The 25,389-nt window shown below is 67.0% G+C and carries 28 protein-coding genes; 21 read left to right on the forward strand and 7 right to left on the reverse strand.

Going from position 1 to position 25,389, the window contains the following annotated elements:
• The first annotated feature begins 14 nt into the window (after positions 1-14).
• From AC06E9_RS06515 to AC06E9_RS06540, 6 genes are all read left to right on the forward strand, one after another.
• Positions 15-944 (forward strand): LysR family transcriptional regulator, encoded by a 930-nt coding sequence (locus AC06E9_RS06515; protein ID WP_478055734.1) that lies wholly within the window; start codon positions 15-17, stop codon positions 942-944.
• Between the two features lie 71 nt (positions 945-1,015).
• Positions 1,016-1,432, forward strand: a complete 417-nt coding sequence (locus AC06E9_RS06520) for a DUF2231 domain-containing protein (RefSeq protein WP_152151373.1) — start codon at positions 1,016-1,018, stop codon at positions 1,430-1,432.
• Positions 1,429-2,745 (forward strand): PQQ-dependent sugar dehydrogenase, encoded by a 1,317-nt coding sequence (locus AC06E9_RS06525; RefSeq protein ID WP_478055735.1) that lies wholly within the window; start codon positions 1,429-1,431, stop codon positions 2,743-2,745. Before AC06E9_RS06520 ends, AC06E9_RS06525 begins: the two co-directional genes overlap by 4 nt.
• Positions 2,746-2,862: 117 nt before the next feature.
• Positions 2,863-5,403: a heavy metal translocating P-type ATPase gene (locus tag AC06E9_RS06530; protein ID WP_478055736.1), complete on the forward strand. Its 2,541-nt coding sequence runs from the start codon at positions 2,863-2,865 to the stop codon at positions 5,401-5,403.
• The gene (cueR, locus tag AC06E9_RS06535) at positions 5,400-5,900 is read left to right on the forward strand and encodes a Cu(I)-responsive transcriptional regulator (protein ID WP_121036971.1); all 501 of its coding nucleotides are present in this window, start codon (positions 5,400-5,402) and stop codon (positions 5,898-5,900) included. The genes AC06E9_RS06530 and cueR overlap by 4 nt, the downstream gene beginning before the upstream one ends.
• Positions 5,901-6,014: 114 nt before the next feature.
• On the forward strand, positions 6,015-6,209 hold the full coding sequence (locus AC06E9_RS06540; protein ID WP_070473916.1) for a heavy-metal-associated domain-containing protein: 195 nt from the start codon (positions 6,015-6,017) through the stop codon (positions 6,207-6,209).
• A gap of 114 nt (positions 6,210-6,323) precedes the next feature.
• On the opposite strand, the gene AC06E9_RS06545 is transcribed toward AC06E9_RS06540, so the two are convergent.
• Both AC06E9_RS06545 and AC06E9_RS06550 read right to left on the reverse strand, forming a co-directional pair.
• Positions 6,324-7,016 carry a type 1 glutamine amidotransferase domain-containing protein gene (locus tag AC06E9_RS06545; protein WP_121036970.1) on the reverse strand — a complete coding sequence of 231 codons (693 nt, stop codon included), beginning with the start codon at positions 7,014-7,016 and terminating at the stop codon, positions 6,324-6,326.
• Positions 7,017-7,111: 95 nt separating this feature from the next.
• Entirely contained in the window at positions 7,112-7,711 is a 600-nt protein-coding gene (locus AC06E9_RS06550; RefSeq protein ID WP_478055737.1) for a TetR/AcrR family transcriptional regulator, read from the reverse strand.
• 173 nt (positions 7,712-7,884) lie between these two features.
• On the opposite strand from AC06E9_RS06550, the gene AC06E9_RS06555 reads away from it, so the two are divergent.
• A complete protein-coding gene (locus AC06E9_RS06555; RefSeq protein ID WP_121036968.1) occupies positions 7,885-8,154 on the forward strand; it encodes a hypothetical protein in 270 nt (89 codons plus the stop codon).
• Between the two features lie 19 nt (positions 8,155-8,173).
• On the opposite strand, the gene AC06E9_RS06560 is transcribed toward AC06E9_RS06555, so the two are convergent.
• Complete coding sequence (locus tag AC06E9_RS06560; RefSeq protein WP_478055738.1) at positions 8,174-9,538, reverse strand: aminotransferase-like domain-containing protein; 1,365 nt, start codon at positions 9,536-9,538, stop codon at positions 8,174-8,176.
• Between the two features lie 190 nt (positions 9,539-9,728).
• Here AC06E9_RS06560 and cyoA point away from each other — a divergent pair, with 190 nt between their 5' ends.
• The 7 genes from cyoA to AC06E9_RS06595 are packed head-to-tail and all read left to right on the forward strand — an operon-like array spanning position 9,729 to position 16,181.
• Positions 9,729-10,703: a ubiquinol oxidase subunit II gene (cyoA, locus tag AC06E9_RS06565; protein WP_478055739.1), complete on the forward strand. Its 975-nt coding sequence runs from the start codon at positions 9,729-9,731 to the stop codon at positions 10,701-10,703.
• Positions 10,704-10,705: 2 nt separating this feature from the next.
• Positions 10,706-12,685, forward strand: a complete 1,980-nt coding sequence (cyoB, locus tag AC06E9_RS06570; protein WP_461769915.1) for a cytochrome o ubiquinol oxidase subunit I — start codon at positions 10,706-10,708, stop codon at positions 12,683-12,685.
• The gene (gene cyoC / locus AC06E9_RS06575; protein ID WP_478055740.1) at positions 12,682-13,320 is read left to right on the forward strand and encodes a cytochrome o ubiquinol oxidase subunit III; all 639 of its coding nucleotides are present in this window, start codon (positions 12,682-12,684) and stop codon (positions 13,318-13,320) included. The genes cyoB and cyoC overlap by 4 nt, the downstream gene beginning before the upstream one ends.
• Positions 13,317-13,640 (forward strand): cytochrome o ubiquinol oxidase subunit IV, encoded by a 324-nt coding sequence (gene cyoD / locus AC06E9_RS06580; protein WP_121036963.1) that lies wholly within the window; start codon positions 13,317-13,319, stop codon positions 13,638-13,640. The genes cyoC and cyoD overlap by 4 nt, the downstream gene beginning before the upstream one ends.
• On the forward strand, positions 13,637-14,119 hold the full coding sequence (locus AC06E9_RS06585) for a copper chaperone PCu(A)C (protein WP_152151392.1): 483 nt from the start codon (positions 13,637-13,639) through the stop codon (positions 14,117-14,119). The genes cyoD and AC06E9_RS06585 overlap by 4 nt, the downstream gene beginning before the upstream one ends.
• The gene (locus AC06E9_RS06590; protein ID WP_478055741.1) at positions 14,116-14,697 is read left to right on the forward strand and encodes an SCO family protein; all 582 of its coding nucleotides are present in this window, start codon (positions 14,116-14,118) and stop codon (positions 14,695-14,697) included. The genes AC06E9_RS06585 and AC06E9_RS06590 overlap by 4 nt, the downstream gene beginning before the upstream one ends.
• Complete coding sequence (locus AC06E9_RS06595) at positions 14,694-16,181, forward strand: MFS transporter (RefSeq protein WP_478055742.1); 1,488 nt, start codon at positions 14,694-14,696, stop codon at positions 16,179-16,181. Before AC06E9_RS06590 ends, AC06E9_RS06595 begins: the two co-directional genes overlap by 4 nt.
• A 46-nt stretch (positions 16,182-16,227) precedes the next feature.
• Here the strand turns inward: AC06E9_RS06595 and AC06E9_RS06600 are convergent, their stop codons facing one another.
• A complete protein-coding gene (locus AC06E9_RS06600) occupies positions 16,228-17,061 on the reverse strand; it encodes a class I SAM-dependent methyltransferase (protein ID WP_478055743.1) in 834 nt (277 codons plus the stop codon).
• An 85-nt stretch (positions 17,062-17,146) separates the two neighbouring features.
• Positions 17,147-18,493 (reverse strand): Nramp family divalent metal transporter, encoded by a 1,347-nt coding sequence (locus AC06E9_RS06605; protein WP_478055744.1) that lies wholly within the window; start codon positions 18,491-18,493, stop codon positions 17,147-17,149.
• A gap of 110 nt (positions 18,494-18,603) precedes the next feature.
• Between AC06E9_RS06605 and AC06E9_RS06610 the strand changes: the two genes are divergently transcribed.
• The gene (locus AC06E9_RS06610; RefSeq protein ID WP_478055745.1) at positions 18,604-19,374 is read left to right on the forward strand and encodes a hypothetical protein; all 771 of its coding nucleotides are present in this window, start codon (positions 18,604-18,606) and stop codon (positions 19,372-19,374) included.
• 52 nt (positions 19,375-19,426) lie between these two features.
• Complete coding sequence (locus AC06E9_RS06615) at positions 19,427-20,404, forward strand: zinc-binding dehydrogenase (RefSeq protein WP_478055746.1); 978 nt, start codon at positions 19,427-19,429, stop codon at positions 20,402-20,404.
• A gap of 15 nt (positions 20,405-20,419) precedes the next feature.
• Here AC06E9_RS06615 and AC06E9_RS06620 read toward each other — a convergent pair whose 3' ends face one another.
• Positions 20,420-21,313, reverse strand: a complete 894-nt coding sequence (locus tag AC06E9_RS06620) for a LysR family transcriptional regulator (protein ID WP_478055747.1) — start codon at positions 21,311-21,313, stop codon at positions 20,420-20,422.
• A gap of 202 nt (positions 21,314-21,515) precedes the next feature.
• On the opposite strand from AC06E9_RS06620, the gene AC06E9_RS06625 reads away from it, so the two are divergent.
• The 3 genes from AC06E9_RS06625 to AC06E9_RS06635 all read left to right on the forward strand — a co-directional run bounded on the left by AC06E9_RS06625 (position 21,516) and on the right by AC06E9_RS06635 (position 23,749).
• Positions 21,516-21,980, forward strand: coding sequence for a (R)-mandelonitrile lyase (locus tag AC06E9_RS06625; RefSeq protein WP_121036954.1), 465 nt, complete (start codon positions 21,516-21,518; stop codon positions 21,978-21,980).
• Positions 21,981-22,058: 78 nt separating this feature from the next.
• Positions 22,059-22,715, forward strand: coding sequence for an SDR family oxidoreductase (locus tag AC06E9_RS06630; protein ID WP_478055748.1), 657 nt, complete (start codon positions 22,059-22,061; stop codon positions 22,713-22,715).
• Between the two features lie 107 nt (positions 22,716-22,822).
• Complete coding sequence (locus AC06E9_RS06635; RefSeq protein ID WP_461769906.1) at positions 22,823-23,749, forward strand: M14 family metallopeptidase; 927 nt, start codon at positions 22,823-22,825, stop codon at positions 23,747-23,749.
• On the opposite strand, the gene AC06E9_RS06640 is transcribed toward AC06E9_RS06635, so the two are convergent.
• Positions 23,722-24,588, reverse strand: coding sequence for a LysR family transcriptional regulator (locus AC06E9_RS06640; RefSeq protein WP_478055749.1), 867 nt, complete (start codon positions 24,586-24,588; stop codon positions 23,722-23,724). The genes AC06E9_RS06635 and AC06E9_RS06640 overlap by 28 nt on opposite strands.
• A gap of 109 nt (positions 24,589-24,697) precedes the next feature.
• Here AC06E9_RS06640 and AC06E9_RS06645 point away from each other — a divergent pair, with 109 nt between their 5' ends.
• Entirely contained in the window at positions 24,698-25,069 is a 372-nt protein-coding gene (locus AC06E9_RS06645; protein WP_478055750.1) for a DMT family transporter, read from the forward strand.
• Positions 25,066-25,386: a DMT family transporter gene (locus AC06E9_RS06650; RefSeq protein ID WP_152151411.1), complete on the forward strand. Its 321-nt coding sequence runs from the start codon at positions 25,066-25,068 to the stop codon at positions 25,384-25,386. Before AC06E9_RS06645 ends, AC06E9_RS06650 begins: the two co-directional genes overlap by 4 nt.
• Positions 25,387-25,389: the final 3 nt, after the last annotated feature.

Raw genomic sequence — 25,389 nt, forward strand, 5'->3', positions numbered from 1 at the left:
CCAAGGCGCCCACCATGCAGCTCAAAGCCCTCCGCTATTTCCTCACCGTCGCCGCCACCGGCAGCTTCCTGGCCACGGCGCGCCAGTACCGGGTGCCAGCCTCATCGGTGTCGCGCTTCATCGCGGCGCTTGAACAGGACGTGGGGCACCAGCTGTTCTACCGGAGCACCCGGGCGGTGCGGTTGACCGAGGCGGGCGAGCAGTTCCACCAGCAGGTGCGCGACGCCGTGGATCTGCTCGATGACGCGGTCGGGCAGCTGGAAGGCCGCGACGCCGAGCTGCGCGGCCTGATCCGCATCAACGCCCCCGAGTCGCTGGGGCGGCTGCACATCGCGCACATCGTCAACACGTTGCAGGCGCGGTATCCCGAGCTGATCGTCGAGCTGACCCTGACCGACACGCTGATCGATCCCGTCCAGGAAGGCGTGGATATCATCATCCGGGTCGGGCTGCTGATGGATTCGGGGCTGATCGGCAAGGTCATCGCGCCCCACCGCAACATCCTCGCCGCCAGCCCGACCTATCTTGCCGCGCATGGCACGCCGGTGGTGCCGGAGGATCTGCTGCAGCATCAATGCCTGGTCTACAAAGGGCAGCTCGGCATCCAGAAGTGGTATTTCCGTTCCTCGCCGGAGGTACCGTTCAAAGCGGTGAACGTGACCGGCCCCCTGCGCAGCAACAATGCCGAAGCGCTGCTGGCGGCAGCCATTGCAGGGCGTGGCGTGGTGCTGTTCCCCACCTGGCTGTTCAACGCGGAAATGCTGCGTGGCGGCAGCATGGTCACGCTGCTCGGCGACTGGGAGTTTTCCCCGCAATCCGAACGGGTGTATCTGCAGCTGCTCTCGCCGGAAAACAGACTGCGCTCACGCAAGGTCCGCGAAGTGTCGGCCTTCCTCACCGAGGCGATCGGATCGCCGCCGTACTGGGATCGTGCTGATCCGTGAGCCATGGGCACCCCCATCACACCGGGGGTGGCAGGATCGGAAGAGATTCGCCCCCTCACCAGGAGACCACCATGGCTTCGACCGTTGTCCTGACCCGATCATGGGTCATCCATCCGTTCCACGCCGCTGTACTGGGCGGCGTGCTGCCGCTGTTCCTCGGCGCACTGCTGGCGGACTACGCATACTGGAGTTCGTACGAGATCCAGTGGGCCAACTTTGCGTCCTGGCTGCTGATCGGTGCGATGGTGATGACCACGCTGGCCCTGCTGTGCGGGATCGTTGGTCTGGTCCGTGGCAGTCGCAACCTCGCTTACGTGGTGATTCTGGCGGTGATATGGGGCGTGGGCTTCATCAACTGCCTGCACCATGCGCGCGACGCTTGGGCAGTGATGCCGGCGGGGCTGGTGCTCTCGGTGATCCTGACGGTGCTGGCGCTGGTCGCCACCTGGGTGGGCCTGTCCAGCCTGCGCGTGGGAGGTGTGCGATGAGCCGCCAGACGACGTTCCGCCTTCTTTCGGTGTCCGCGCTTGCGGTCGCACTCGCTGCCTGCAGCGGCAAGGCGCCCGAGCTGGAGCAGTATGGCGGCAACCCGGAGATGCCCAAGCCGCATCGCGGGTTGATGCCGGACATGACCATCGCCAAGCCGGCGCAGTGGGGCGACATGTTGCCGACGGTGCCGAAGGGCTACCGCATCTCGGCGATCGCCACCGATCTGGGCATTCCGCGGCAGACCCTGGTGCTGCCCAACGGCGATATTCTGGTCGCTGAAGGTCGTGGCGGCAGTGCGCCTGCCCTCAAGCCGAAGGATGTCATTGCCGGCAAGATCAAGGCCAAGGGCAACACGTCAGTCAAGAGCGGCAACCGCCTGACCCTGCTGCGCGACGCTGATGGCGACGGCACCTACGAACTGAAAACAGTCTTTGCCGACAAGCTCAACGCGCCGTATGGCCTGGCGATGATCGGCAATGCGATCTACGTGGCCAACCAGGATGCGGTGGTGCGCTTTGACTACCAGGAAGGCCAGACCAAGGCGAGCGGCGCACCAGTGAAGCTGACCGATCTGCCCGCGGCGATCAACCATCACTGGACCAAGGCGATGACCGCCAGTGCGGATGGCCGCTATCTGTACGTGGGTATCGGCTCCAACAGCAACATCACCGAGCGGGGCATGGCGGTGGAGATCGACCGCGCGCGGATCTGGCAGATCGATGTGGCCACCGGCGCGCACAAGGATTACGCCACCGGTATCCGCAATCCCACCGCGCTGGCGATCCAGCCGGGCACCGGCACGCTGTGGGCGGTGGTCAACGAGCGCGATGAGATCGGCCCGAACCTCGTGCCCGATTACCTCACCTCGGTGAAGGAGGGCGGCTTCTATGGCTGGCCTTACAGCTACTGGGGCAAGAATGTGGATCGCCGGGTGATGCCGCAGAATCCGGAAAAGGTCGCCTCGGCCATCGCACCGGATTACGCGCTGGGCTCGCATGTGGCCGCACTCGGGGTGGCGTTCTCGTCGCCGGTGATGGGCACCCGGTTTGCCGATGGCGTCTTCGTTGGCGAGCACGGCAGCTGGAACCGCAATCCGCCGGTCGGCTACAAAGTCGTCTTCGTGCCCTTCAGCAATGGCCGTCCGGCCGGCGAGCCGATCGATTTCGTGAGCGGTTTCTTCGGCGAGGACGGCAAGACGCGCGGCCGCCCGGTAGGTGTCACGGTCGACCCGCGTGGTGCACTGATCGTTGCCGATGACCTCTCCAACACGATCTGGCGGGTCACTCACGACGGGACGCCCGCCCAGCCATAATCCTTTACGGGGACGGAGGGGATTAATAATTACCTCCGTCCCCGTTAAGAGGGGGCTTGACCTTCCCATGATGGGAATCTTTAGGGTGGCAGGTAACCTCACCCCAAGGACTGCCCCATGTCTTCTGTTGCTTCCCGGTCCGGCGCGCCGCTCAGCCGCCTGAGCCTGCCCATCGAGGGCATGACCTGCGCCTCCTGCGTGGGCCGGGTGGAGCGCGCGCTGACCGCCGTCCCCGGCGTGCAGACGGCGTCGGTCAACCTGGCCACCGAGCGGGCCGATCTCAGCTTCATCGGGGCGCCCGATCCTCAGGCGGCGGTCCGTGCCATCGAACGCGCCGGCTACACCGTGCGCGAAGCCACCACCGAACTGAGCATCGAAGGGATGACCTGCGCGTCCTGCGTTGGTCGCGTGGAGCGCGGCCTTGCGCAGCTGCCGGGCGTGATCGCGGCCAGCGTCAACCTGGCGACCGAACGGGCGCAGGTGCGTCATCTGGCCGGTACGGTCTCCGTCGCCGATCTGCTGGCTGCCGTGGAAAACGCCGGCTACACCGCGCGCGTTGCAGGCGTGAGCACGGCTGCGGCCGGTGATCAGGAGGAGGAACGCCGCGAAGGTGACGCCCGCGCGCTGCGCCGCTCCCTGTTGCTGGCGGCGCTGCTGACCCTGCCGGTGTTCATCCTGGAAATGGGCTCGCACCTTGTCCCGGCCATGCACCACTGGGTGATGCATACCGTTGGCCTGCAGACCAGCTGGTACCTGCAGTTCGCGCTGGCCACGCTGGTGCTGTTCGGGCCGGGCCTGCGCTTCTTCCGCAAAGGCGTGCCGGCACTGCTGCGCGGCGCCCCGGACATGAACTCGCTGGTCTCGCTCGGCACCGCGGCGGCCTATGGCTACTCGGTGGTCGCCACCTTCGCCCCGGGCGTGCTGCCGCCGGGCACCGCCAACGTCTACTTTGAAGCGGCGGTCGTCATCGTGACCCTGATCCTGCTCGGGCGAACGCTCGAGGCGCGGGCGAAGGGCCGTACCTCGCAGGCGATCAAGCGCCTGGTCGGGCTGCAGGCGCGGACTGCACGCGTGCAACGTGGCGGTGAGAACGTCGAGGTGCCGCTGGACGAGGTCACGCTCGGCGATGTCGTACTGGTCCGCCCGGGGGAGAAGGTGCCGGTGGACGGCGCGGTGGTGGAGGGGGCGTCCTATGTGGATGAGAGCATGATCACCGGCGAGCCGGTACCGGTGGCCAAGGCCGTGGGCGCCGAGGTGGTCGGGGGCACCCTCAACACCACCGGTGCCTTCAGCTTCCGTGTCACCAAGGTGGGCGGGGATACCGTGCTGGCCCAGATCATCCGTCTGGTCGAGCAGGCACAGGGCTCCAAGCTGCCGATCCAGGCGCTGGTCGACCGGGTCACCATGTGGTTCGTGCCGGCGGTGATGGCTGCAGCCGCGCTGACCTTCCTGGTGTGGCTGGTGTTCGGTCCGGCACCGGCGCTGACCTTTGCGCTGGTCAATGCGGTGGCGGTGCTGATCATTGCCTGCCCTTGTGCGATGGGCCTGGCCACGCCGACCTCGATCATGGTCGGCACCGGCCGCGCGGCGGAGCTGGGCGTGCTGTTCCGCAAGGGCGAGGCGCTGCAGGCACTGCGCGATGTGAGTGTGATCGCGCTGGACAAGACCGGTACGCTGACCAAGGGCCGTCCCGAACTGACCGACCTGGAGCCTGCCGATGGTTTCCAGGCCGATGAGGTGCTGGCGCTGGTCGCTGCGGTGGAAACCCGCTCGGAGCATCCCATCGCCGAGGCCATCGTGGCTGCCGCCAAAACGCGTGGGCTGGCACTGGCGCCCCTCGAGCGCTTCGAGGCGGTGCCCGGCTTCGGTGTGTCCGCGCAGGTCGGTGGCCGCACCGTGGCCGTCGGCGCGGACCGCTACATGACCCGGCTGGGTCTGGATGTGACCGCCTTCCGGCCCACCGCGCAGCGGCTCGGCGAGCAGGGCAGGAGCCCGCTGTATGCCACCATCGATGGGCGTCTGGCGGCGGTGATCGCCGTGGCCGACCCGATCAAGGAAAGCACCCCCGCGGCGATCCAGGCCCTGCACGCGCTGGGCCTGAAGGTGGCGATGATCACCGGTGACAACGCGGCCACGGCGGCGGCCATCGCGCGCCAGCTGGGCATCGATGAAGTGGCCGCCGAGGTGCTGCCCGATGGCAAGGTCGCCGCGCTCAAGCGTTTCCGTGCGGGTGGCGCCAAGGTGGCCTTCGTCGGTGACGGGATCAATGACGCACCGGCGCTGGCCGAGGCCGATGTCGGCCTGGCCATCGGCACCGGCACCGATGTGGCGATCGAGGCGGCCGACGTGGTGCTGATGTCCGGCGACCTGCGCGGCGTGCCCAACGCGATTGCCCTGAGCCAGGCGACGATCCGCAACATCAAGCAGAACCTGTTCTGGGCCTTCGCCTACAACGCGGTGCTGATCCCGGTGGCCGCTGGCCTGCTGTACCCGTTAAACGGCACGCTGCTCTCGCCGATCTTCGCTGCGGCGGCGATGGCATTGTCCAGTGTATTCGTGCTCGGCAATGCGCTGCGGCTCAAGCGATTCCATGCACCGATGCAGGCCGATACGCTGGGCACCGGCATGGTGGAAAGTGAGATGAGGACCGGACGATGAATATCGGTGAAGCCGCGACGTTTTCGGGCGTGTCGGCAAAGATGATCCGCTATTACGAGCAGATCGGCCTGATCCCGCCGCCGGCGCGCTCGGAGGCGGGCTACCGGCACTACAGCCCGCAGGACGCACACAGCCTGCGCTTCATCCGCCGCGCGCGCGATCTCGGTTTTTCAGTCGAACAGATCGGCGAACTGCTGGTGCTGTGGCAGGACCGCGAGCGTGCCAGTGCCGACGTCAAGGCGGTGGCGCTGTCGCACGTGGGTGGGCTGAAGGCGAAGATCGCTGAGCTGCAGGCGATGGTGCAGACGCTGGAGCATCTGGCCGCGCACTGCCACGGCAATGACCGGCCGGATTGCCCGATCATCGCCGGCCTGGCCCAGCCCGTTTCCGCGCCGGCGGAGACCGCATCAGCCGGCAAGCCTCGCAAAACCCCGTTGTTCGGTGCGGATACGCCGGTGTCCTCGCGCGGGCGCGCGGCCCGCACGCCACAGTCCTGATCGACCCGGTGGCGTTCATGCCCTGCACAAAGGGCGCGGACGCGTTAAGGCCTTGACCTTGCCACGTTGTCATCCCCGACAGTGGGCTGACACCCACCACGGCGAGGTCGCCCGATGCATCGTTTCACCCTTCCCACCATGACCTGCGGCGGCTGCGCCCGCTCCGTCACCAAGGCCCTGCAGGGCGTTGATCCACACGCACGCATCGAGACCGATCCGCCCGCGCGCGAAGTACGCGTGGAGAGCGACCGCGAGCGGGCCGCCTTCCTGGCCGCGCTGGCCGATGCTGGATTCCCTGCCACGCCATGAGTTGGCGGTCCCACGCCATCCCGGAGGACAACGCATGTGCATGAAACATCTTCTGCCGCTGCTGCCGTCCCTGGCGGCGTGGGGCACCGTGAAATCCGATGCCGTCGCGGCGGCTCAGGCCTTGGTGGCGGACGCGAGTCGCTTCACCAGCACCTCAGCCGCTTCGGCCGACGAGGCCGGATTCTGGCCGGTGATCAGCAAGCCATCGCTGACCACATACGAGCCCCAGTCCGGTCCCTTGGAATAGTGGCCGCCCGCCGCCTTGAGCATGTCCTCGACCAGGAACGGCACCACCTCGGTCAGGCCGACGGCATCTTCTTCGGTGTTGGTGAAGCCCGTGACCTTCTTGCCCTGCACCAGCGGGGCACCCTCGGCAGTCGTGACGTGACGCAGCACGCCCGGCGCATGGCAGACCAGCGCGACCGGCTTGCCGGCGGCGATGAAGGCTTCGATCAGCGCGATGGAGTGGGTGTCTTCGGCGAGGTCCCACAGCGGGCCGTGGCCGCCGGGATAGAACACGGTATCGAACTCGGCCTGCGAAACGCTGTCCAGCCGCACGGTGTTGGCCAGCTGCGCGTTGGCATCCGCGTCTGCTTCGAAACGGCGGGTGGCGTCGGTCTTGAAGTCCGGTTCGTTGCTTTTGGGATCCAGCGGCGGCCGCCCACCCTTGGGCGAGGCCAGCACGATCTCGGCGCCCGCATCCTTGAAGGTGTAGTAGGGCGCGGCCAGCTCTTCCAGCCAGAAGCCGGTCTTCTTGCCGGTGGCGCCGAGTTCGTCGTGCGAGGTCAGAACGATGAGGACTTTCATGGATGATGCTCCTGTGGGTGCTTGATTAGACTGGTCGTCTAGTGATGGGGCCGAGAAAAACACGCCGATGCCGGCGTGCGTGAGACAGGCCTTTGTCAGGGGGCGGTATGCAGAAGGCGGGCGGTCAACGCCACGGCGTCATCGAACGGGCCGGTGGTGCGGGCGATCTTGACCATGATGCTGGTCCCCAGCCACAGCTGATACAGGCTTCGGGCGACCGCCTCGGGCGGCTCCCGTGTTGCCACCGATCCGTCGGCCAGACCCGCTGCAATCGCACGCGCCAGCTGATCGGTGATCCCCGTGGTGCCCCGCTGGAGTGCGGCCCGCATGGGTTCGGAAAGGTCCGCCACTTCGGCACCGAGCTTGACGGCCAGGCACTTGCCCTGGCAGTCCTCGAAGGACTGGCTGTCCTGCCAGGCGCGGAAGTACACCGCCAGTTGCTCGGCCTTGGTCTGGCCCGGCTGGCGGAAGATGCGGTCCATATCGGCGAGATAGGCGCTGAAGTAGTCCTCCAGCAATGCCTCGCCGAAGGCTTCCTTCGAGGCGAAGTAGTGGTAGAACGAGCCCTTGGGAACCCCTGCCGCGGAAAGGACCTCGTTGAGGCCGACGGCGGAAAAGCCTTTGGCGCCCATGATCCGCTGGCCGGTGGCGAGGATCGTGTCACGGACAGGGGAGGCGGTGGTGGGCGAGTTCATGGACGCCACTGTACGCTTGATTAGACCGGTCGTCTAGTGCCTGCTTGCGTGGTCTACGGGAAGCCGGCCAGCGGCCGGCACTCCCTCGTTCGCGGGCGGCGATCGCAGACTCGGAACGGCCGGATCAGGGTATATTCCCCGGCCCCATTTTCATTGCCAGATAGCGCCCCGCCATGAGCACGCCCCGCAAGCATTACAAACACCCCGCAGAATCCGAGATCGGCAACGGCACGATCTACCTCGAGGCGCAGGGCGATGTGATCGTCCGGCAGGTGGAGAGCTACCGCAGTGTGCTGGTCTGGGCCGACAAAACCGGGCAGGCCGATGAGCGCTTCCCGCTGTCCGATCAGCCGCTGTCCTGGCTGGATCTGGATTCGGATGACGCCATCACCGCCAGCCAGTTTGAAGCCGTCTGGAAGCAGGCCAAAGCCGTTTCCGGCTGAGCGGGCCGAAAGGCTGGCGTCACACCGTCCAGCCGGGCCTTTCCGCCGCCACATGCATCAGCTGATCCAGCTGGCGCAGCGCCCGGTGCAGTTCCTGCCGGTTGGCGGCGGCACCCAATGAGATCCGCACCGCATCGTTGATCGCCACCCCTTCGGGCGTGAACGCCGATGACGGTGCGATGCCCAGCCCCTGCAGGCGCGCGGCGTGGGTGAGGCTGGCATCGGTCCAGTGCGCGGGAAGACGGCACCAGGCGTGCACGCCCGCGCAATGCTGCAGGAACCGCGGCGACAACGCCGACCGCGCCAGATAGCGTCGTTCGGCCGCTTCGTCCTGCACCAGTGTCAGCATGGCCTGGGCGGAGCCGTCCAGGATCAGCTGCGTCACCAGGGCGTTCATCAGTGGCGGTGCCATCAGGTTCACCGCGCGCAGCGCATCCAGCATCGGCTGCCGGTCCATGCCTTCGGGAAGGCGCACGAAGCCGGTGTGCAGGCCTGGACTGAGGCACTTGGAGAGCGTGGAGATGTAGCAGGCGTGCCGTGGCGCCAGCAGCGCGAGCGGGGCAGGGGCGTCCTCCAGCAGCAGCCAGTAGGGGTCGTCTTCGATCAGCTGCAGGTGCTGCGCGCGGATCACCTCCGCCAACGCTTCGCGGCGTGCCTGCGGCATCGTGTGGGCGGTGGGGTTCTGCGCGGTCGGGTTGAGATAGACCACGCGCGCACCCCGTTCTTTCGCGGTACGGGCCAGCCCATCCGGGCGCATCCCGTGCTCGTCGCACTCGACCACCTGAAGGTGCCGCTGCAGCACCCGCGCGGCATGCAGCAGCCCGGGATAGACCAGCGGCTCGCACAGAATCGTGTCACCGGCGTCGGTCAGCGCCAGCAACAGGGCGGACAGCGCAGCCTGCGCGCCTTCCGTGACGATCAAGGTGTCGGCATCCAGCTTGCCGAGGATCGGCTTGAGCCACTGTTGTGCAGCCCGATGATCCGCCCGGCTTCCGCCGCCCACGTGATAGGTCATCAGGTTGCCGACGTCGCTGCGGGTCAGCACCGATGACAGGCCACGCTGCAGCATGTCCGCGACCTGGCCGCCGCCGGGGCTGGGCGGCAGGTTCATGCTCAGGTCCACCAGCTGGGCAAGTTCCACCTGCGGCGGCGCGACGAACGACCCCAGCGGGCCACGCGCATCGATCAGCCCGCGCTTGCGTGCCTCGGTGAACGCACGGGTGATGGTGGTGAGGTCCACCTTCAGCTCGGTGGCCAGCGCACGCTGTGCGGGCAGGCGCTGGCCGGGACGTAACGCACCGGACCACACCGCACGTTCCAGCGCCTGCACGATGCGCAGGTACACCGGCCCGTGGCCATCGGCGATGAGGGGGCTCCATTCCATGCGCGCATGGTACGCGCGCCAGGGCGAGCGGCTGCGACAGTGTGTCGCATCATGTATGGATCATGTCGTTGCCTAACGTACGCGGCTGCGGCGGGCACCCTCCATGCATATCGGTCATGCAGGGGGGTGTTCGCCACTTTTCATGATCCGGGCCGCCCGGCCCGGCACTGCGTTGGAAGGGCCGTCACGCATGAACCCCGCTACACACTCCGCTCTCCGCGCCACGCTGGCCGGTCGAGCCCGCGCCGGACGCTGGTTCGGCCTGGCAGCGCTGCTGCCGCTGCTCACAGGCTGCAAGAACCTGGAGCTGTTCAATCCCATGGGCAGCATCGCCGAGCAGGAAATGCAGCTGATCCTGGTCTGCACCGGCCTGATGCTGCTGGTGGTGATCCCGGTGATCATCCTCACGCTGTACTTCGCGTGGCACTACCGCGAGGCGAACAAGAAGGCCACCTACGCACCCAACTGGTCGCACTCCACCGCGATCGAAGTGGTGGTGTGGACGATTCCGTGCCTGATCGTGGTCGTTCTGGGTGTGTTGATCTGGAAGAGCACCCACGCGCTGGATCCCTACCGCCCGATCGAATCGGACACGCCCGCGCTGCGCGTGGAAGTGGTCTCGCTCAACTGGAAGTGGCTGTTCATCTATCCGGACCACAACGTGGCCACGGTCAATGAACTGGTGATGCCGGTCGATACGCCGGTCGCCTTCAAGCTGACCTCCGAGTCGATGATGAATGCCTTCTTCGTGCCGCAGCTGGGCAGCATGGTCTACACCATGCCGGCGATGCAGACCCGCCTGCACCTGATCGGGCACACGCCGGGCACCTATGCCGGGATGTCATCGGCCTACAGCGGCGCGGGCTTCTCGGACATGAAGTTCGATGCGCGGGTGATGACGGCGGCGGACTTCGACCAGTGGCTGGCGCAGGCGCGTGGCACCGCCCAGCACCTGGGCCAGGCCCGTCTGGCTGAACTGGAGAAGCCCACCCATGGCGCGCCGATGCAGCGTTTCGCCAGCGTGGATACCGGCCTGTTCAACAGCATCCTGCGCCGCTATGGCGACATGCCCGACGACGAAATCTGCCTGCCCGGAGAAGAGCCCGGCGCGAAAACCCAACTCGTGAGCCTGGCCGCGTCTGCCAGCCGTACCGCGGAGAACTGATTGTGCTTGGAAAGTTGAACCTCGAAGCGATTCCCTACCACGACCCGATCATCATGTCGGCGCTGGTGGGCTCGCTGCTGCTGGGCGTGGCGATCGTCGCGGCCATCACGTATTACAAGAAGTGGGGCTACCTCTGGACCGAGTGGATCACCTCGGTGGACCACAAGAAAATCGGCGTGATGTACATCATCCTGGCCCTGGTCATGCTGGTGCGTGGCTTCGCCGATGCGCTGATGATGCGTGCCCAGCAGGCCATCGCCGCCAATGACAGCGCCGGCTACCTGCCGCCGGAACACTACGACCAGATCTTCACCGCGCACGGCGTGATCATGATCTTCTTCGTGGCCACCCCGCTCATCGTGGGCCTGATGAACATCGTGGTGCCGCTGCAGATCGGCGCGCGCGACGTGGCATTCCCGTTCGTCAACTCGCTCAGCTTCTGGCTGTCGGCGGTGGGCGCAGTGCTGGTGATGCTGTCGATGTTCGTCGGCGATTTCGCCGCGACCGGCTGGGTGGCGTATCCGCCGCTGTCCGGCATCGAGTACAGCCCCACGGTGGGCGTGGACTACTACATCTGGTCATTGCAGGTCTCCGGCATCGGCACCACGCTGACCGGCCTGAACTTCATCGTCACCATCCTCAAGATGCGTGCGCCGGGCATGGACCTGATGAAGATGCCGGTGTTCACCTGGACCGCATTGATCACCAACATCCTGATCGTGGCGATCTTCCCGGTGCTGACCGCGACCCTGGCGCTGCTGACCATGGATCGCTATTTCGGGATGCATTTCTTCACCAATGACGCCGGCGGCAACGCCATGATGTACGTCAACCTGATCTGGATCTGGGGCCACCCGGAAGTCTACGTGCTGATCCTGCCGTGCTTCGGCGCGTTCTCGGAGATCATCGCTACGTTCTCGGGCAAGCCGCTGTTCGGCTACCGCTCGATGGTCTATGCCACCTCGTCGATCGGCATCCTGTCGTTCTTCGTGTGGCTGCACCACTTTTTCACCATGGGCTCGGGTGCGAACGTCAATGCCTTCTTCGGCATCATGACCTCCATCATCTCGATCCCCACCGGGGTGAAGCTGTTCAACTGGCTGTTCACCATGTACCGCGGCAGGATCCGTTACCACTCCTCGACGATGTGGACCATCGGCTTCATGGTCACCTTCGCGCTGGGTGGCATGACCGGCGTGATGCTGGCGATCCCGGGTGCGGATTTCGTGCTGCACAACAGCCTGTTCCTGATCGCGCACTTCCATAACGTGATCATCGGCGGCGTGGTGTTCGGCTGCCTGGCCGGCATCAGCTTCTGGTTCCCGAAGGCCTTTGGCTTCACCCTCAACGAGCGCTGGGGCAAGATTTCGTTCTGGTGCTGGCTGGTCGGCTTCTATCTGGCCTTCATGCCGCTGTACGTGCTGGGCTTCAAGGGCATGACCCGCCGCATGAACCACTACGGGGTGGAGGGTTACCAGCCGTGGCTGATCGTGGCCGCCATCGGTGCGCTGGTGATCGCCGCCGGTATCGCCGCGATGTTCATCCAGTTCTATGTCAGCGTGCGTGACCGCAAGGCCAACATGGACCTCACCGGCGACCCGTGGAATGCGCGCAGCCTGGAGTGGGCCACGTCCTCGCCACCGCCGTTCTACAACTTCGCCAAGCTCCCGGCGATCACCTCGCTGGAGCAGCATTGGGACGACAAGCAGCACGGCCGGGCCTGGCAACGCCAGGACACCTACGAGGACATCCACATGCCGCGCAATACCGCGTCGGGTGTGGTGATCTCGGTGTTCAGCCTGGTGCTGTGCTTCGCCCTGGTCTGGCACATGTGGGCGCTGGCCGGCATCGGCCTGATCGGTGTGATCGCGACCTTCGTGCTGCGCTCGTATGACCGTGATGTGGACTATTACGTGCCCGCCGCCGAGGTGAAGCGCATCGAAGAGGCGCACTTCGCGCAGATGGAAGGAGCCAAGGCATGAGCGGCGATACCCTGACCGCTGCCACGCAGCACGGGCGGCTCGCGGCCGGTCATCACGACCACGCCCACGAGCACCACGACGACGGCAACAAGACCGTCGTCGGGTTCTGGATGTACCTGATGGGCGACTGCCTGATCTTCGCGGTGCTGTTCGCCACCTTCGGCGTGCTGCTCAACGGAACGGCCGATGGCCCCAGCGGCAAGGACCTGTTCAAGCTCGGCTTCGTGCTCTCCGAAACGGTGGTGCTGCTGCTGAGCAGCTTCACCTTCGGCCTGGCGATGCTCGGCATGCAGGCCGGCAAACGCAACCAGGTGGTGGGCTGGCTGGCCGTGACCGGCGTGCTCGGTGCGGTCTTCATCGGCATGGAGCTGTATGAGTTCGCCGAGCTGATCCATGAAGGCGCCACCCCGGATGTGAGTGCCTACCTCTCGGCGTACTTCACGCTGGTGGCCACCCACGGCCTGCACGTCACCTTCGGCCTGCTGTGGCTGGCGATCATGATCCACCAGGTGCTGACGTTCGGCCTGGACGGCATCGTGCGGCGCCGCCTGGCCTGCCTGAGCCTGTTCTGGCACTTCCTGGATCTGATCTGGATCTGTGTGTTCACCTTCGTCTACCTGAGGGAGTTTGTATGAGCGGCCACGCCACTCTGAAGGGCTACATCCTCGGCCTGCTGCTGTGCCTGGTGCTCACCGGCGCCTCGTTCGGCGTGGTCATGACCGATCTGGTGCCGCAGCCGCTGCGGCTGACCGCCATCGTGGTGCTGTGCGTGGTGCAGCTGGTCGCCCAGTTGGTGCTGTTCCTGCATATCGGGGCAGGGCGCAGCCAGCGCGAGAACACCGGCATCTTCCTGTGCACCGCGTTCCTGATCGCCATCGTGGTGGCCGGTTCGCTGTGGGTGATGCACAACGCCAACCTCAACATGATGCCGATGCAGATGTCGGCCGCGCCATGAGCTGGTCACGCTCGGGTGTCCTGGCTGCCGGGCTGCTGTTGACGTGTTCCGTGATGCCGGTGGTGGCTGCGGCCGCGCAGGCCCACACCGCGGCAACGGTGTCGGTCAGCGATGCGTGGGTGCGCCTGCCACCGCCGGCGGCGAACGTGGCGGCCGGGTATGTGCAGCTGCATAACGGCGGCGGCGAGGACCGGCTGCTGTCGGCCGCGTCCCCGGCGTTTGCCGAGGTGCAGATCCATGCCATGCGCATGGACGGGGAAGTGATGCGCATGGAAGCGCTGCCCGATGGCCTGGCCTTGCCGGAGGGCCAGACCGTCGCGCTGCAGCCCGGGGGATACCACCTGATGCTGCTCAACCCGAAGCGGCCGGTGTCGGCCGGCCAGACGGTGCGGGTGACGCTGCAGTTTGCCCGCAGCGCAGCGCAGGTGGTGGAGTTCAGTGTGCGCGATGGCCTGGTGCCGCACGGGGCGGTGAAGTGACGCGCTGGGCAGCGGCGGGCCTGCTCACGCTGGCGCTGCTGGGCGGCTGCGCCGACCGCCAGGCGCCGGTGATGGGCCAGGCGGCACTGGGGGCGGTCAAGTTTGAGAGCAGCGACGGGCGCACGCTCGCCATCCGCGATCTGCAGGGCAAGCCGACCCTGCTGTTCTTCGGCTTCACCCATTGCCCCGAAGTGTGCCCGCTGAGCCTGGTCAAGGCGGTTCAGATCAAGCAGCTGCTGGGCCCGGCGGCAGCGCAGCTGCAGGTGGCCTTCGTCACCGTCGACCCGCAGCGCGATACGCCTGCGCACCTGCGCGAGTATCTGGCGGCCTTCGATACCACGTTCCTGGGCCTGGCCGCTGACGAACCCGGTACCCGCGCCATCGCCGAAAGCCTGGGCGTGAGCTATCGGCGCGTGGGTGAGGGCGACATGGCCACCTTCGAGCACACCGCCTCGTGGTTCCTGCTCGGCGCTGACGGGCAGCTGCAGGATGTCTACGGCTATGCAATGAACGAACAGGACATCGTCGAGAAGCTGCGCGTGCGGCTGCCGGTGGCGGGAGGGATCGCGCGGCCATGAGCCGGGCCGGCACGCACCGCGCGGACGCCGTGCTGCTGCTCGGCTCGGCCGGCTGCGCGCTCACCGTGCTCGATACCAACGTGGTCGGCGTGGTCCTGCCGACCATCGCCCGCGATCTGTCGGCCTCGTTTGCAGACATCGAATGGGTGGTCAGTGCCTATGTGCTGTGCTTCGCCTCGCTGCTGCTGCCCGTCGGCACCCTGGCCGACCGGATCGGGCGTCGCCGCCTGTTCCTGATCGGCTTGAGCCTGTTCGCGCTGACCTCGGTCGCGTGCGGTATCGCCGGCACCGCCATGGCCTTGTACCTGGCACGGGCCGGGCAGGGGGCGGCCGCAGCGTTCATGCTGGCGCCAGCGCTGTCGCTGATCGGCCATGCGCACCGGACCCCGACATCACGCGCGCGCGCGTGGGCGATCTGGGGCGCGATCATGGGCCTGACCATGGTGCTCGCGCCACTGATCGGCGGCGCTATCGCCACCTGGTTTGGCTGGCGCTGGGCCTTCCATATCAATCTTCCGCTGTGCCTGCTGCTGGCGAGCCTGAGCTGGGCCTTCGTGCCCGAGTCGCGCGATCCGGTCAGCCGCCGCATCGATGTGCCGGGCGTGCTGCTGTTCGCCGGCAGCATGCTGTCCTGGACCTGGGCGCTGATCCGTGGCCCCGTGGAGGGCTGGGGCAGTGCCGCGGTGCTGCCGTGGCTGCTGGCCGGCACCGCGTTGGGCGCGGGCTTCATCGTGGTCGAGCAGCGCCGTGCCCAGCCCATGCTGGATCTGCGCCTGTTCCGTGCGCCTGCACTGGTGGGCGCGGTGCTGGCGATGTTCGCCTACGCCGCCTGCGTGCAGGTGATGGCCTCGTTGCTGCCGTTGTTGCTGCAGAACGCCCGCGGTGACAGCGTGCTGCAGGCCGGCATGCACATGCTGCCGTTCGCGCTGGCGATGCTGCTGCTCCCGTTCGCGGGGCGCCGGCTGGGGACGCGGTGGGTGTCCGGTCGGATCCTGGCGCTGGGCCTGGGCGTTGCCGTGATCGGCAACCTGGGCATCGCGTTGGCGCTGTGGCTGCACAGCGATTCCGGTCTGCTGCTGGCGATGGCCGTGCTCGGCAGTGGCGGTGGCCTGCTCAACGGCGAAACACAGAAGGCGATCATGAGCGTGATCCCGCCGGACCGCGCCGGCATGGCCTCCGGCATCAGCACCACCGCGCGCTTCTCCGGCATCCTGATCGGGTTCGCCACGCTGGGCGCGGTGTTGTCCAGCCACGTACGCGACGCCGCCCGCGGGGCGCTGAGCGAGGCAGGGCAGACAGGGTCGCCGGCGCTGATCGAGCGCGTGGTGGTCGGCGAGCTGTCCGTGTCCGGAGCGGCACACGACACCCTGACACTGCTGGCGCGCCAGGCGTATGCCGATGGCGCCGCGTATGCATTCGTGACCGCAGCGGCGATGGCGCTGGTAGCGATGCTGCTGACCAGCACGCTGATGGCCAGGCGCTAGACAGTCCGAAGCTGGCGTCCGCGCAGGGCGTGGATCCGGCCGGCCGTCACCACGCGCGGGCGCGCACGTCCCAGCAGGCAGCCGTGAACGTCACTGAATCGGCGTCGACGAACGGCTCGAACGCACGCAGCACCGCGTCGATCACCTGCGTTCGGACGTCCGCGACAAGGTCGCCGTTTCGCAGCGCGCTCCCGACCGGTCCCAGCAGCGAAACGTACGTTGCCAGATCCGCGCGTTCGATGCGGCACACCACATCCAGCGGCAGCAGCTCGATATCCTCCCAGCCGCTGTCCCTCAGGATCTGCTCGACCCGGGCCTGGTCGGCAAACGCAAACTGACCCGGTGCCCCGGGCTGGCGAGGTGGCAAGCTCAGCCAGGGTGCCGCGGCGCGCTCGGCGCTGGTCATGAACGCGTTCTCGTCCGGACCGCGCCAGGCCAGCGCCTGCAGCACGCCGCCGCGTTTGGCGGCGCGCTGCAACTGACCGAAGGCCTGCACTGGGTCATCGAAGAACATCACGCCAAAGCGCGACACGATCCGGTCCAGACTCCCGGGTGCGAACGCATGCTGCTGCGCATCGGCGACGATGAAGTCCACTGCCAGCCCGGCGCGCTGCGCGCGTTCACGCGCCAAGGCGAGCATCGGGGCCGAGATGTCGACCCCGGTGACGTGTGCCTCCGGACCCAGCCGCCCGGCAATGGCCAGCGCCACCGCGCCGGTCCCGCAGCCCACATCCAGCACCTGGGCATCGGTACCCGGCGCGATGGCATCGAGCAGGTGAGTGGCCAGCGGTGCGAACATCTGATCGAGGATGCGCTGCGCCTCCACCCAGGCCTCACCGGCCGGGCCATTCCATAACGCGTGCTGCGAGGTGTCGGTCATTGCAGGGCTCGATCTGGCATTGCCAGTGGAATAAGGAGGCTGCACTGTGCCACCTCAACCAACGTTGAGGTCAAGTGGCCAGGCCTCAACCCCGCCACACATCCACGAGAAGTTTCACGTTCAACACGATGATCAACCCGCCGATCAGCCACGACAGCACGATCAGCCAGCGTGGCGCCACCAGCGCCCCCATCTTGGCCTTGTCCGAGACGAACCGCACCAGCGGCACCACCGCGAACGGCAGCTGCATCGAGAGCAGTACCTGGCTCAGCACCAGCAATCGCGCGGTGCCTTGCTCCCCATAGATCGCGGTGACCACCACCACCGGCACGATCGCGATGCCGCGGGTGATCAAGCGCCGTGCCCACGGGGCGATCCGCAGGCGCAGGAAACCCTCCATCACGATCTGGCCGGCCAGCGTCGCCGTCACGGTGGAGTTGATGCCCGAGGCGAGCAGGGCGACCGCGAACAGGGTCGAGGCCAGCCCGACGCCGAGCATCGGCGCCAGCAGCTCATACGCCTGCTCGATCTCCTGCACGTCGGTACGGCCCTGCGCATGGAACACGGCGGCGGCCAGGATCAGGATCGAGGCATTGATGAACAGCGCGAGCATCAACGCGATGGTGCTGTCCGTCACCGCCCATCGCAGCGCACTGCGGCGTCCGGCATCGGTGCGCGGATAAGCGCGGGTCTGCACGATGGAGGAGTGCAGGTACAGATTGTGCGGCATCACGGTGGCACCGATGATGCCGATCGCCAGGTACAGCGCCTTGGGGTCGCTCACCACCTGCGCGTGCGGAATGAACCCGGCGAGCACCGCCTGCAGCGGCGGCGCAGCGATGATCATCTGGATCGAAAAGCAACCGAAAATCACCAGCAGCAGCGCGATCACGAACGCCTCCAGGGCGCGGAAGCCGCGGTTCATCAGCAGCAGCACCAGCACCACGTCTACCGCCGTGATGATCGCGCCGGCCAGCAGCGGGATGCCGAACAGCAGCTTCAAGGCGATCGCGGTGCCGATCACCTCGGCCAGGTCGCAGGCGATGATCGCGATCTCGCACAGCAGCCACAGCCCCAGGTTGACCGGACGCGAGTAATGATCGCGGCAGGCCTGCGCCAGATCACGCCCGGTCGCGATGCCCAGGCGTGCCGACAGCCCCTGCAGCACGATGGCCATCAGGTTGGAGAGCAGGATCACCGAGAGCAGCAGATAGCCGAACTGCGCACCGCCCGCGATATCGGTGGCCCAGTTGCCGGGGTCCATGTAGCCGACCGAAATCATGTAGCCCGGGCCGAGGAAGGCCAGCAGGCGGAACCACCAATGTCCGCCCGTAGGCACCGCGACGCTGGCGTTCATCTCGCCCAGGCTGGGCGTATGCCCGGCCGACGACGGCCAGGCGGGGGAGCTCTCGGGGCGGCGTTGACTGTCCACGGCCGCAATATAGCAGAGGCTATGTTAGTAAGGCTTTGCAATCTGAGGCATCCCAACGCCTTAACCCTGAACCGCGTATCGTCACCGCTCTTTTCAGCTGGAGTGGGTGCATGCGTTGGATCGTGTTGTTGGCCACCTTGGCCATGCCCGTGGTGGCGTGGTTCTCACAGACCGGCATGTTCGGCCCGACCAACGGTGCAGTCTCCGACCAGTACCCCACGTTGCTGGTCGCTGCCGGGTACGCCTTCGCGATCTGGGGCCTGATCTTCCTGTGGGATGTGCTGTTCGGGTTCTGGCAGTTGCGCCTGCGCAAGCCGGACATCATCGGGGTCCGCCCCTGGGCCGCGGCCGGCTTCGCGCTGACCGCCGCCTGGATGCCGGTGTTCTCCAACCAGTGGTTCCTGCCGGCGCTGGCCATCATCTGGGCTGCCTTGCTCTGCCTGATCGTGGCCGCCTACCGGGCCTCGCCGATCACCGCCCCGGGCGGTCAGCGTGCCTGGGCGGCGTACCCGCTCGGGCTGCACGCCGGCTGGCTGTCGTTGGCGGCCTACCTCAATACCGCCCAGGTGATCGTCGCCTACGGCTGGCTGCCGACCGACAACATGCTCGGCTGGAGCCTGGTGCTGCTGGTCCTGGCCACGCTGCTGGTGCTGGTGGTCAACCAGCTGCTTCGCGGGCATTTCGCCTATCCAGCCGCCGTCATCTGGGCGCTGGCCGGCATGTACGTCAAACAGTCCGGCTGGGACCTGCCGGGCGCGGCCAACATCGCCACCCTGGCGCTGGTGCTGATCATCATCGTGGTGATCCAGACGGTCTGGCTGCGCGTACGCGCATACCGCCAGCCGCGCGCGATCGCCGCCGCCCACCGTCATCGCCGTTGATTCCTTCTGCAGGAGACACCCCCATGAACATCGTGATGAAGGAGCGCTGCTGATGCGCGCTGCCATCCATACCGCCTTTGGCGATCCGACCCAGATCCTGCACGGCGGCGATGTGCCGCAGCCGACCCCCGCGGCCGGTGAGGTGCGGATCCGCACCGTGCTGGCGCCCATCCACAACCACGACCTGTGGACCGTGCGTGGCCAGTACGGCTACAAGCCCGAGCTGCCTGCGGTCGGCGGCAGCGAAGGCACCGGCGTGATCGAGGCGCTGGGCGAGGGCGTCGAGGGCCTGAAGATCGGCCAGCGGGTCAGCTCCGCCTCGGTGCATGGCACCTGGGCCGAGTACTTCATCGCGCCGGCGCGCATGGTCATCCCCATGCCGGACAGCATCGATGACAACACCGCCGCGCAGCTGATCGCCATGCCGCTCAGTGCCCTGATGCTGCTGGAATTCCTGCAGGTGAAGGAGGGCCAGTGGATCCTCCAGAACGCCGCCAATGGCGCGGTCGGCAAAGCCTTGGCGATGCTGGCCAAGGCGCGTGGGGTGCACTGCATCAACCTGGTGCGGCGCGATGCCGGCGTGGCAGAAATGGCTGAGCTCGGCATCGACCACACCATCTCCACCGCGCAGTCGGACTGGATGGCGCAGGTGCAGGCCAAGGTCGGCAAGGCCTCGATCGCCGCCGCCGTGGATTCGGTCGGCGGACGCGCCAGCAGCGAGCTGATGACGCTGCTGGGCGATGGCGGCACGCTGGTCTCGTTCGGCTCGATGACCGGCGAGCCGATGCAGCTCAGTTCGGGCGATGTGATCTTCAAGCAGGCCACGGTGAAGGGCTTCTGGGGCAGCAGGGTCAGCCAGGCCATGGCGCCGGAGGACAAGCGTCGCCTCGTTGGCGAACTGCTGCAGCTGGCCGCGCGCGGTGGATTGAGCCTGCCGGTGGACGGCGTGTTCGGGCTGGACGAGGTGGCCGCTGCCGCCAAGGCCAGCCTGGAGCCGGGCCGCAACGGCAAGGTGCTGCTGCGTCCCTGATGTACACGGTCGGTTCTACCGGCCTGCGCGCAACGCCTCGATCACGACCTTCATGGCGCTCGAGGATTGCCGGCGGCTGGGATAGTAGGCGTAGTACCCGTCGAAGGGATCGCACCAGTCCTCCATGACACGCCGCAAGGTGCCGGCGGCGATGTCATCGCGCACCATGTCCTCGGGCAGATAGGCCAGGCCCGCACCAACGAGTGCGGCACGATGGATCGCGCTGCTGCCGTTGAAGGTCCACTGACCATCCACGCGCACGTTCACTTCCTCGCCGTCCTTCTCCAGATCCCACACCATCAGCCCGCCGTGGGTGGGCAGGCGCAGCCCGATGCAGTTGTGCGCGGCCAGGTCGGCCGGCAGCTGCGGCGCGGCATGCGTGGCGAAGTAGGCCGGGCTGGCCACGATCGCCATGCGCAGCGGCGGGCTGATCGGCACGGCAATCATGTCCTTGGCCACGCGGCCGCCCAGGCAAATGCCGATGTCGTAGCGCTGGGCGACGATGTCGGCCAGGCCATAGTCGATGGTCAGTTCCACATGCAGGTCGGGGTAGGCGGGCAGCACGGCGGACAGCCGGGGCCACACGAGCGTGTTGGCGGCATGCTCGGCCGTGGTGATGCGGATCGTGCCAGCGGGCCGGTCACGGTACTCGCTGATCGCGGCGACCTCGGCCTCGATCTCCTGCATGCGCGGTGCGACAGTGTCATACAGACGTTCACCGGCCTCGGTCATGGAGACGCTGCGCGTGGTGCGGGTCAGCAGACGCACCCCGAGGCGCTCTTCCAGCCCGCGCACCGTGTGGCTGAGTGCGGATTGCGAGACACCCAACTGCGCCGCCGCACGGGTGAAGCTGCGCTCGCGCGCGACGGTGACGAACACCTGCAGATCGTTGAAATTCTCGCGGGCCATGGGGCAGTGCCAAGGGCGCATGGCAGTCATGCGCGCCCATGATGAGCGCGGCGGACTGATGAACTCAAGCGGCTTTCTTTCGTGATTGATGAGCTGCGGTCATGGCTGCATGCCGATCGGGGCGGCTAGTGCCCGTGCGGGGGCAGGCCTACAGTGACCCTCCCGGCGGCGCGAACCGCCGCTCCCCACAGGAGATCGCTTCATGGACCTGTTCACCGCAGCACTGTCGCTTTCCATGGTGGCCACCGTACCCGCCGAGACCGCGCCCATCCGCATCACCAGTGCCGGTACCGCCCCTTCGGCGGCCGGCCCGGCGGACTACTTCACCGGTCGTGTGCGCATCGATGCACCGTTCCAGACCGATGCGCCGGCGCGCGTCGGCGGGGCCACGGTCACTTTCGAGCCCGGCGCACGCACCGCGTGGCATACCCATCCACTGGGTCAGACCCTGATCGTCACCGCAGGAGTGGGCAGCGTGCAGGAATGGGGCAAACCCGTGCGGGAGATCCGCCCGGGCGACATCGTCTGGATCCCGCCGGGCGTCAAGCATTGGCATGGCGCGAAAGCGGCCACCGCAATGACCCATATCGCGATCGCCGAAGCAGTCGATGGCTCACCGGTGACGTGGATGGAGCAGGTCAGCGACGCGCAATACAGCGGCAACTGAACCACGCCCCGCGATGGGGACGGCCGTGTCACATCCACCTGCGTACCCTGACAGGCGGATTGAAACAGGAGAACCGTCTTGAGCACTGTCTTCATCGTTGGCGCGGCCGGCAAGGTCGGCCGTCATCTGGTCAAGCAGTTGGCCGACAAGCAGCATCACGTACGTGCGCTGCATCGACGCGCCGAGCAGGCCGCTGAACTGAGCGACCTGGGCGCAACGCCGGTCACCGGTGATCTCACCGCCACCGACGTGGACACGCTGGCCGGCCAGATGCGCGGCAGTGACGTGGTGGTGTTCACGGCCGGTGCCGGTGGCGCAGGGGTGGACGTGACCAACGCCATCGACGGCCGTGGTCTTGAACTGGCGGTGGATGCCGCCCGGCAGGCGGGCGTGCGCCGCTTCCTGCTGGTCTCGGCATTCCCGGAAGCCGGCCGCAACAAGGGCATGGGCGAGGGCTTCGAGAATTACATGACGGTCAAGAAGCGCGCCGATGTGTATCTGGCCGCGACCGATCTGGACTGGGTGATCCTGCGCCCGGGCACCTTGAAAGATGCAGCAGGCACGGGCCGCGTCACGGCCGGCCCGGCGATCGCCTATGGCGATATCCCGCGCGCGGATGTGGCTGCCGCGTTGGTGGCGCTGGTGGAACATCCGAAGCTGCGGCACACGATCATCGAGTTGACCGACGGCGATCAGCCGGTCGATGAGGCGATCGCGCAGCTTGGCCGAGGGTAAGCGGTAAGCGGGAGGTGGGAGGTGGGAGGTGGGAGGTGGGAGGTGGGAGTCCGGGTGGGCGGCAATGGTAAAATCACCTTTCCACCCGCAACACAGACGAGCACGCCATGACCAATGCCCCCTTCTATCCCATCGGCACCCCCGGCCAGCCCTGGGGCGCAGCGGAGAAGGCGCAGTGGCGTGCCCGCCAGGTGCCGCAACGGCGTTATGCCGATGATGTCCTGCCAGCGGTCGACGCGCTGCGCGATGCGTTCGATGTGAGCCAGTACGGCACGCTGGATTACGCGCCGGACCAGTACCCGCTGTTCGCGGTGCGCAGCCGCGACTGGAATCCGGCGTTGCCGACGATGCTGGTCACCGGCGGCATCCATGGCTACGAAACCAGCGGCGTGCAGGGCGCACTGCAGTTCCTGCAGACCCGCGCAGCGGAGTATGCCGGCCGCGCCAATCTGCTGGTGGTGCCCTGTGTCAGCCCTTGGGGTTACGAACGCATCCAGCGCTGGAACGCCGAGGCGATCGATCCGAACCGCTCGTTCATGGCCAACAGCCCGGCGGCCGAGTCCGCGGCGCTGATGGCCCTCGTCGCGCCGCTGCGCGGCAGCATCGCGATGCATATCGACCTGCACGAAACGACCGACACGGATGAGACCGAGTTCCGCCCGGCCCTGGCCGCACGCGACGGCAAGCCGTTCGAACCGGGGCTGATTCCCGATGGTTTCTATCTTGTCGATGACAGCGAGAACCCGCAGCCTGCGTTCCAGACCGCGGTCAATGCGGCGGTGGAGCGGGTGACCCACATCGCGCCGGCCGACGAGAAGGGCGAGATCATCGGTTCCCCGGTGGTCGCCCCGGGGGTGATCGAGTACCCGCTCGAAAAGCTGGGCCTGTGCGCCAGCGTCAGCGGTGCCAGATACACGACCACCACCGAGGTGTATCCGGACAGCCCGCGCGCCACCCCGCAGCAGTGCAATGACGCCCAGGTGGCGGCGATCTGCGCGGCGATCGATTACGCGTTGGCTGGCCCCAGGAACTGATCCAGCAACCACAGCGCCGCTGGCCCCAGCGGCGCGCCTTTGCGCCATACCGCATCGGTGGAGACCAGCCGCGGCCAGCCGGGCAGGGGCAGCTCCACCAGCATGCCCCGGCCATAGCGCGTCACCAGGGCGCGCGGCAGTTCGGCCCAGCCGAAGCCGTCCTCGGCCATCTCCAGCACCATCAGGTAATCCGAGGCCGACCAGGTGCGGCCGCGTGCATGGCCCTCGCGCGCCGCGTCGCCGCTCAGGCAGATCTGGCGATGGCTGGCCAGGTGCGATTCCTCCGGCGCCTGCAGAGCGGCCAGCGGGTGATCGGCGGCAACAAACACCGCCATCTCCGCGCGCAGGGGCAGGGCGCGCACCGCCAGTTCGGACGGGTAGGCCGGCTGATGCGGCATCAGCCCGAGATGGGCACGCCCGCGCTGCACCACGTCCAGCACGTCACTGCCTTCGGCATCCAGCCATTCCAGTTCGATATCCGGAAACCGCTGTTCGAACCGGCGCAGCAGATGCTGATCCGGGTTGAGCTGATAGATGTCCGAGAACACCAGGCTCAGGCGCGGCTCGACCTCGTCGGCAAGGCGGATGCTCAGCTGTTCGAGGCGATCGGCGGCAGCGAGGATTTCCTGCGCATGGCCGAGCACCTTGAGGCCGTCCTCGGTCAGGACCGGGTAGCGGCCGCTGCGGTCGAACAGCGTGAGTCCCAGGTCGGCCTCGAGCGTGGCGATCGCGGTGCTGATGGCCGACTGGGTCTTTTTCAGGCGCCGCGCGGCGGCGGAGAACGAGCCAAGGGCGGCCGCTTCCACGAAGGCGTGTAGGGATTCGGGGCCGTAGCGCATGGATGTATCGCCTTTATCGATGGATTCCATCTTTGGCCTGATGGAAATGCCGATGATACTGGCCGCGTCGCTTGGGTGTCATGCCCCGGCCGCAATCAAGGAGTTTTCCATGCACACACAGGTGCATCCACAACCGCGTGCCCGTGGCGGTCTGATCGCCTGGGCCTGCCTGACCGTGGCGATCGTCGCTGAAGTGGTCGGCACCTCATTCATGGCCGATGCCGCCCGTCATGGCGGCTATCTGGGCTATGTCGTGATGGCCGTCGCGCTGGCCATTTCGTATTACTTCCTGGCGCTGTCCGTGCGTGGCATTGCGGTCGGCGTGGCCTACGCCGTGTGGGAAGGCCTGGGCCTGACGCTGCTGACAGTGGTCGGCATTGTCGTGTTCAAGGACAGTCTGTCCGTGCAGCAGATGATCGGGCTGGTGATGGCGGCGGTCGGCATCGTCTGCGTCACCCTCGGCGAGGCGCACACGTCATGAACCTCACTGCCTTCCTTTTCGTGCTGTGCTCGGCACTGATCGATATCGCGGCCAACATGATGGTGGCCAAGTCCGATGGCTTCCGTAAGCCCGCCTGGGGTTTGGCCGCGATCGTGCTGGTCTGGATCGCCTTCGCGCTGCTCGGCCAGGCGGTCAAAACCATGGATCTGGCCACGGCCTATGCGATGTGGGGTGCCATCGGCGTGATCGGCACGGCCCTCTGCGGGCGCGCGCTGTTCGGCAACCGCCTGCGCCCGATCGGCTGGGTGGGGATCGCGCTGGTCACCGGTGCGGTGGTGGTGCTGTCCAGTCACTGAGCC

The organism is Stenotrophomonas sp. Steno-Z10-BAI, assembly GCF_056393115.1.

Coding starts and splice junctions, on each gene's coding strand:
- AC06E9_RS06530 (WP_478055736.1), top strand. CDS start 2,863: ATGTCTTCTGTTGCTTCCCGGTCCGGCGCGCCGCTCAGCCGCCTGAGC.
- AC06E9_RS06540 (WP_070473916.1), top strand. CDS start 6,015: ATGCATCGTTTCACCCTTCCCACCATGACCTGCGGCGGCTGCGCCCGC.
- cyoC (WP_478055740.1), top strand. CDS start 12,682: ATGAGCGGCGATACCCTGACCGCTGCCACGCAGCACGGGCGGCTCGCG.
- cyoA (WP_478055739.1), top strand. CDS start 9,729: ATGAACCCCGCTACACACTCCGCTCTCCGCGCCACGCTGGCCGGTCGA.
- AC06E9_RS06545 (WP_121036970.1), bottom strand. CDS start 7,016: ATGAAAGTCCTCATCGTTCTGACCTCGCACGACGAACTCGGCGCCACC.
- AC06E9_RS06560 (WP_478055738.1), bottom strand. CDS start 9,538: ATGGAATGGAGCCCCCTCATCGCCGATGGCCACGGGCCGGTGTACCTG.
- AC06E9_RS06620 (WP_478055747.1), bottom strand. CDS start 21,313: ATGGCCCGCGAGAATTTCAACGATCTGCAGGTGTTCGTCACCGTCGCG.
- AC06E9_RS06625 (WP_121036954.1), top strand. CDS start 21,516: ATGGACCTGTTCACCGCAGCACTGTCGCTTTCCATGGTGGCCACCGTA.
- AC06E9_RS06525 (WP_478055735.1), top strand. CDS start 1,429: ATGAGCCGCCAGACGACGTTCCGCCTTCTTTCGGTGTCCGCGCTTGCG.
- AC06E9_RS06515 (WP_478055734.1), top strand. CDS start 15: ATGCAGCTCAAAGCCCTCCGCTATTTCCTCACCGTCGCCGCCACCGGC.
- AC06E9_RS06520 (WP_152151373.1), top strand. CDS start 1,016: ATGGCTTCGACCGTTGTCCTGACCCGATCATGGGTCATCCATCCGTTC.
- AC06E9_RS06585 (WP_152151392.1), top strand. CDS start 13,637: ATGAGCTGGTCACGCTCGGGTGTCCTGGCTGCCGGGCTGCTGTTGACG.
- AC06E9_RS06595 (WP_478055742.1), top strand. CDS start 14,694: ATGAGCCGGGCCGGCACGCACCGCGCGGACGCCGTGCTGCTGCTCGGC.
- AC06E9_RS06645 (WP_478055750.1), top strand. CDS start 24,698: ATGCACACACAGGTGCATCCACAACCGCGTGCCCGTGGCGGTCTGATC.
- cyoD (WP_121036963.1), top strand. CDS start 13,317: ATGAGCGGCCACGCCACTCTGAAGGGCTACATCCTCGGCCTGCTGCTG.
- AC06E9_RS06615 (WP_478055746.1), top strand. CDS start 19,427: ATGCGCGCTGCCATCCATACCGCCTTTGGCGATCCGACCCAGATCCTG.
- AC06E9_RS06550 (WP_478055737.1), bottom strand. CDS start 7,711: ATGAACTCGCCCACCACCGCCTCCCCTGTCCGTGACACGATCCTCGCC.
- AC06E9_RS06600 (WP_478055743.1), bottom strand. CDS start 17,061: ATGACCGACACCTCGCAGCACGCGTTATGGAATGGCCCGGCCGGTGAG.
- cueR (WP_121036971.1), top strand. CDS start 5,400: ATGAATATCGGTGAAGCCGCGACGTTTTCGGGCGTGTCGGCAAAGATG.
- AC06E9_RS06640 (WP_478055749.1), bottom strand. CDS start 24,588: ATGCGCTACGGCCCCGAATCCCTACACGCCTTCGTGGAAGCGGCCGCC.
- AC06E9_RS06650 (WP_152151411.1), top strand. CDS start 25,066: ATGAACCTCACTGCCTTCCTTTTCGTGCTGTGCTCGGCACTGATCGAT.
- AC06E9_RS06635 (WP_461769906.1), top strand. CDS start 22,823: ATGACCAATGCCCCCTTCTATCCCATCGGCACCCCCGGCCAGCCCTGG.
- AC06E9_RS06610 (WP_478055745.1), top strand. CDS start 18,604: ATGCGTTGGATCGTGTTGTTGGCCACCTTGGCCATGCCCGTGGTGGCG.
- AC06E9_RS06555 (WP_121036968.1), top strand. CDS start 7,885: ATGAGCACGCCCCGCAAGCATTACAAACACCCCGCAGAATCCGAGATC.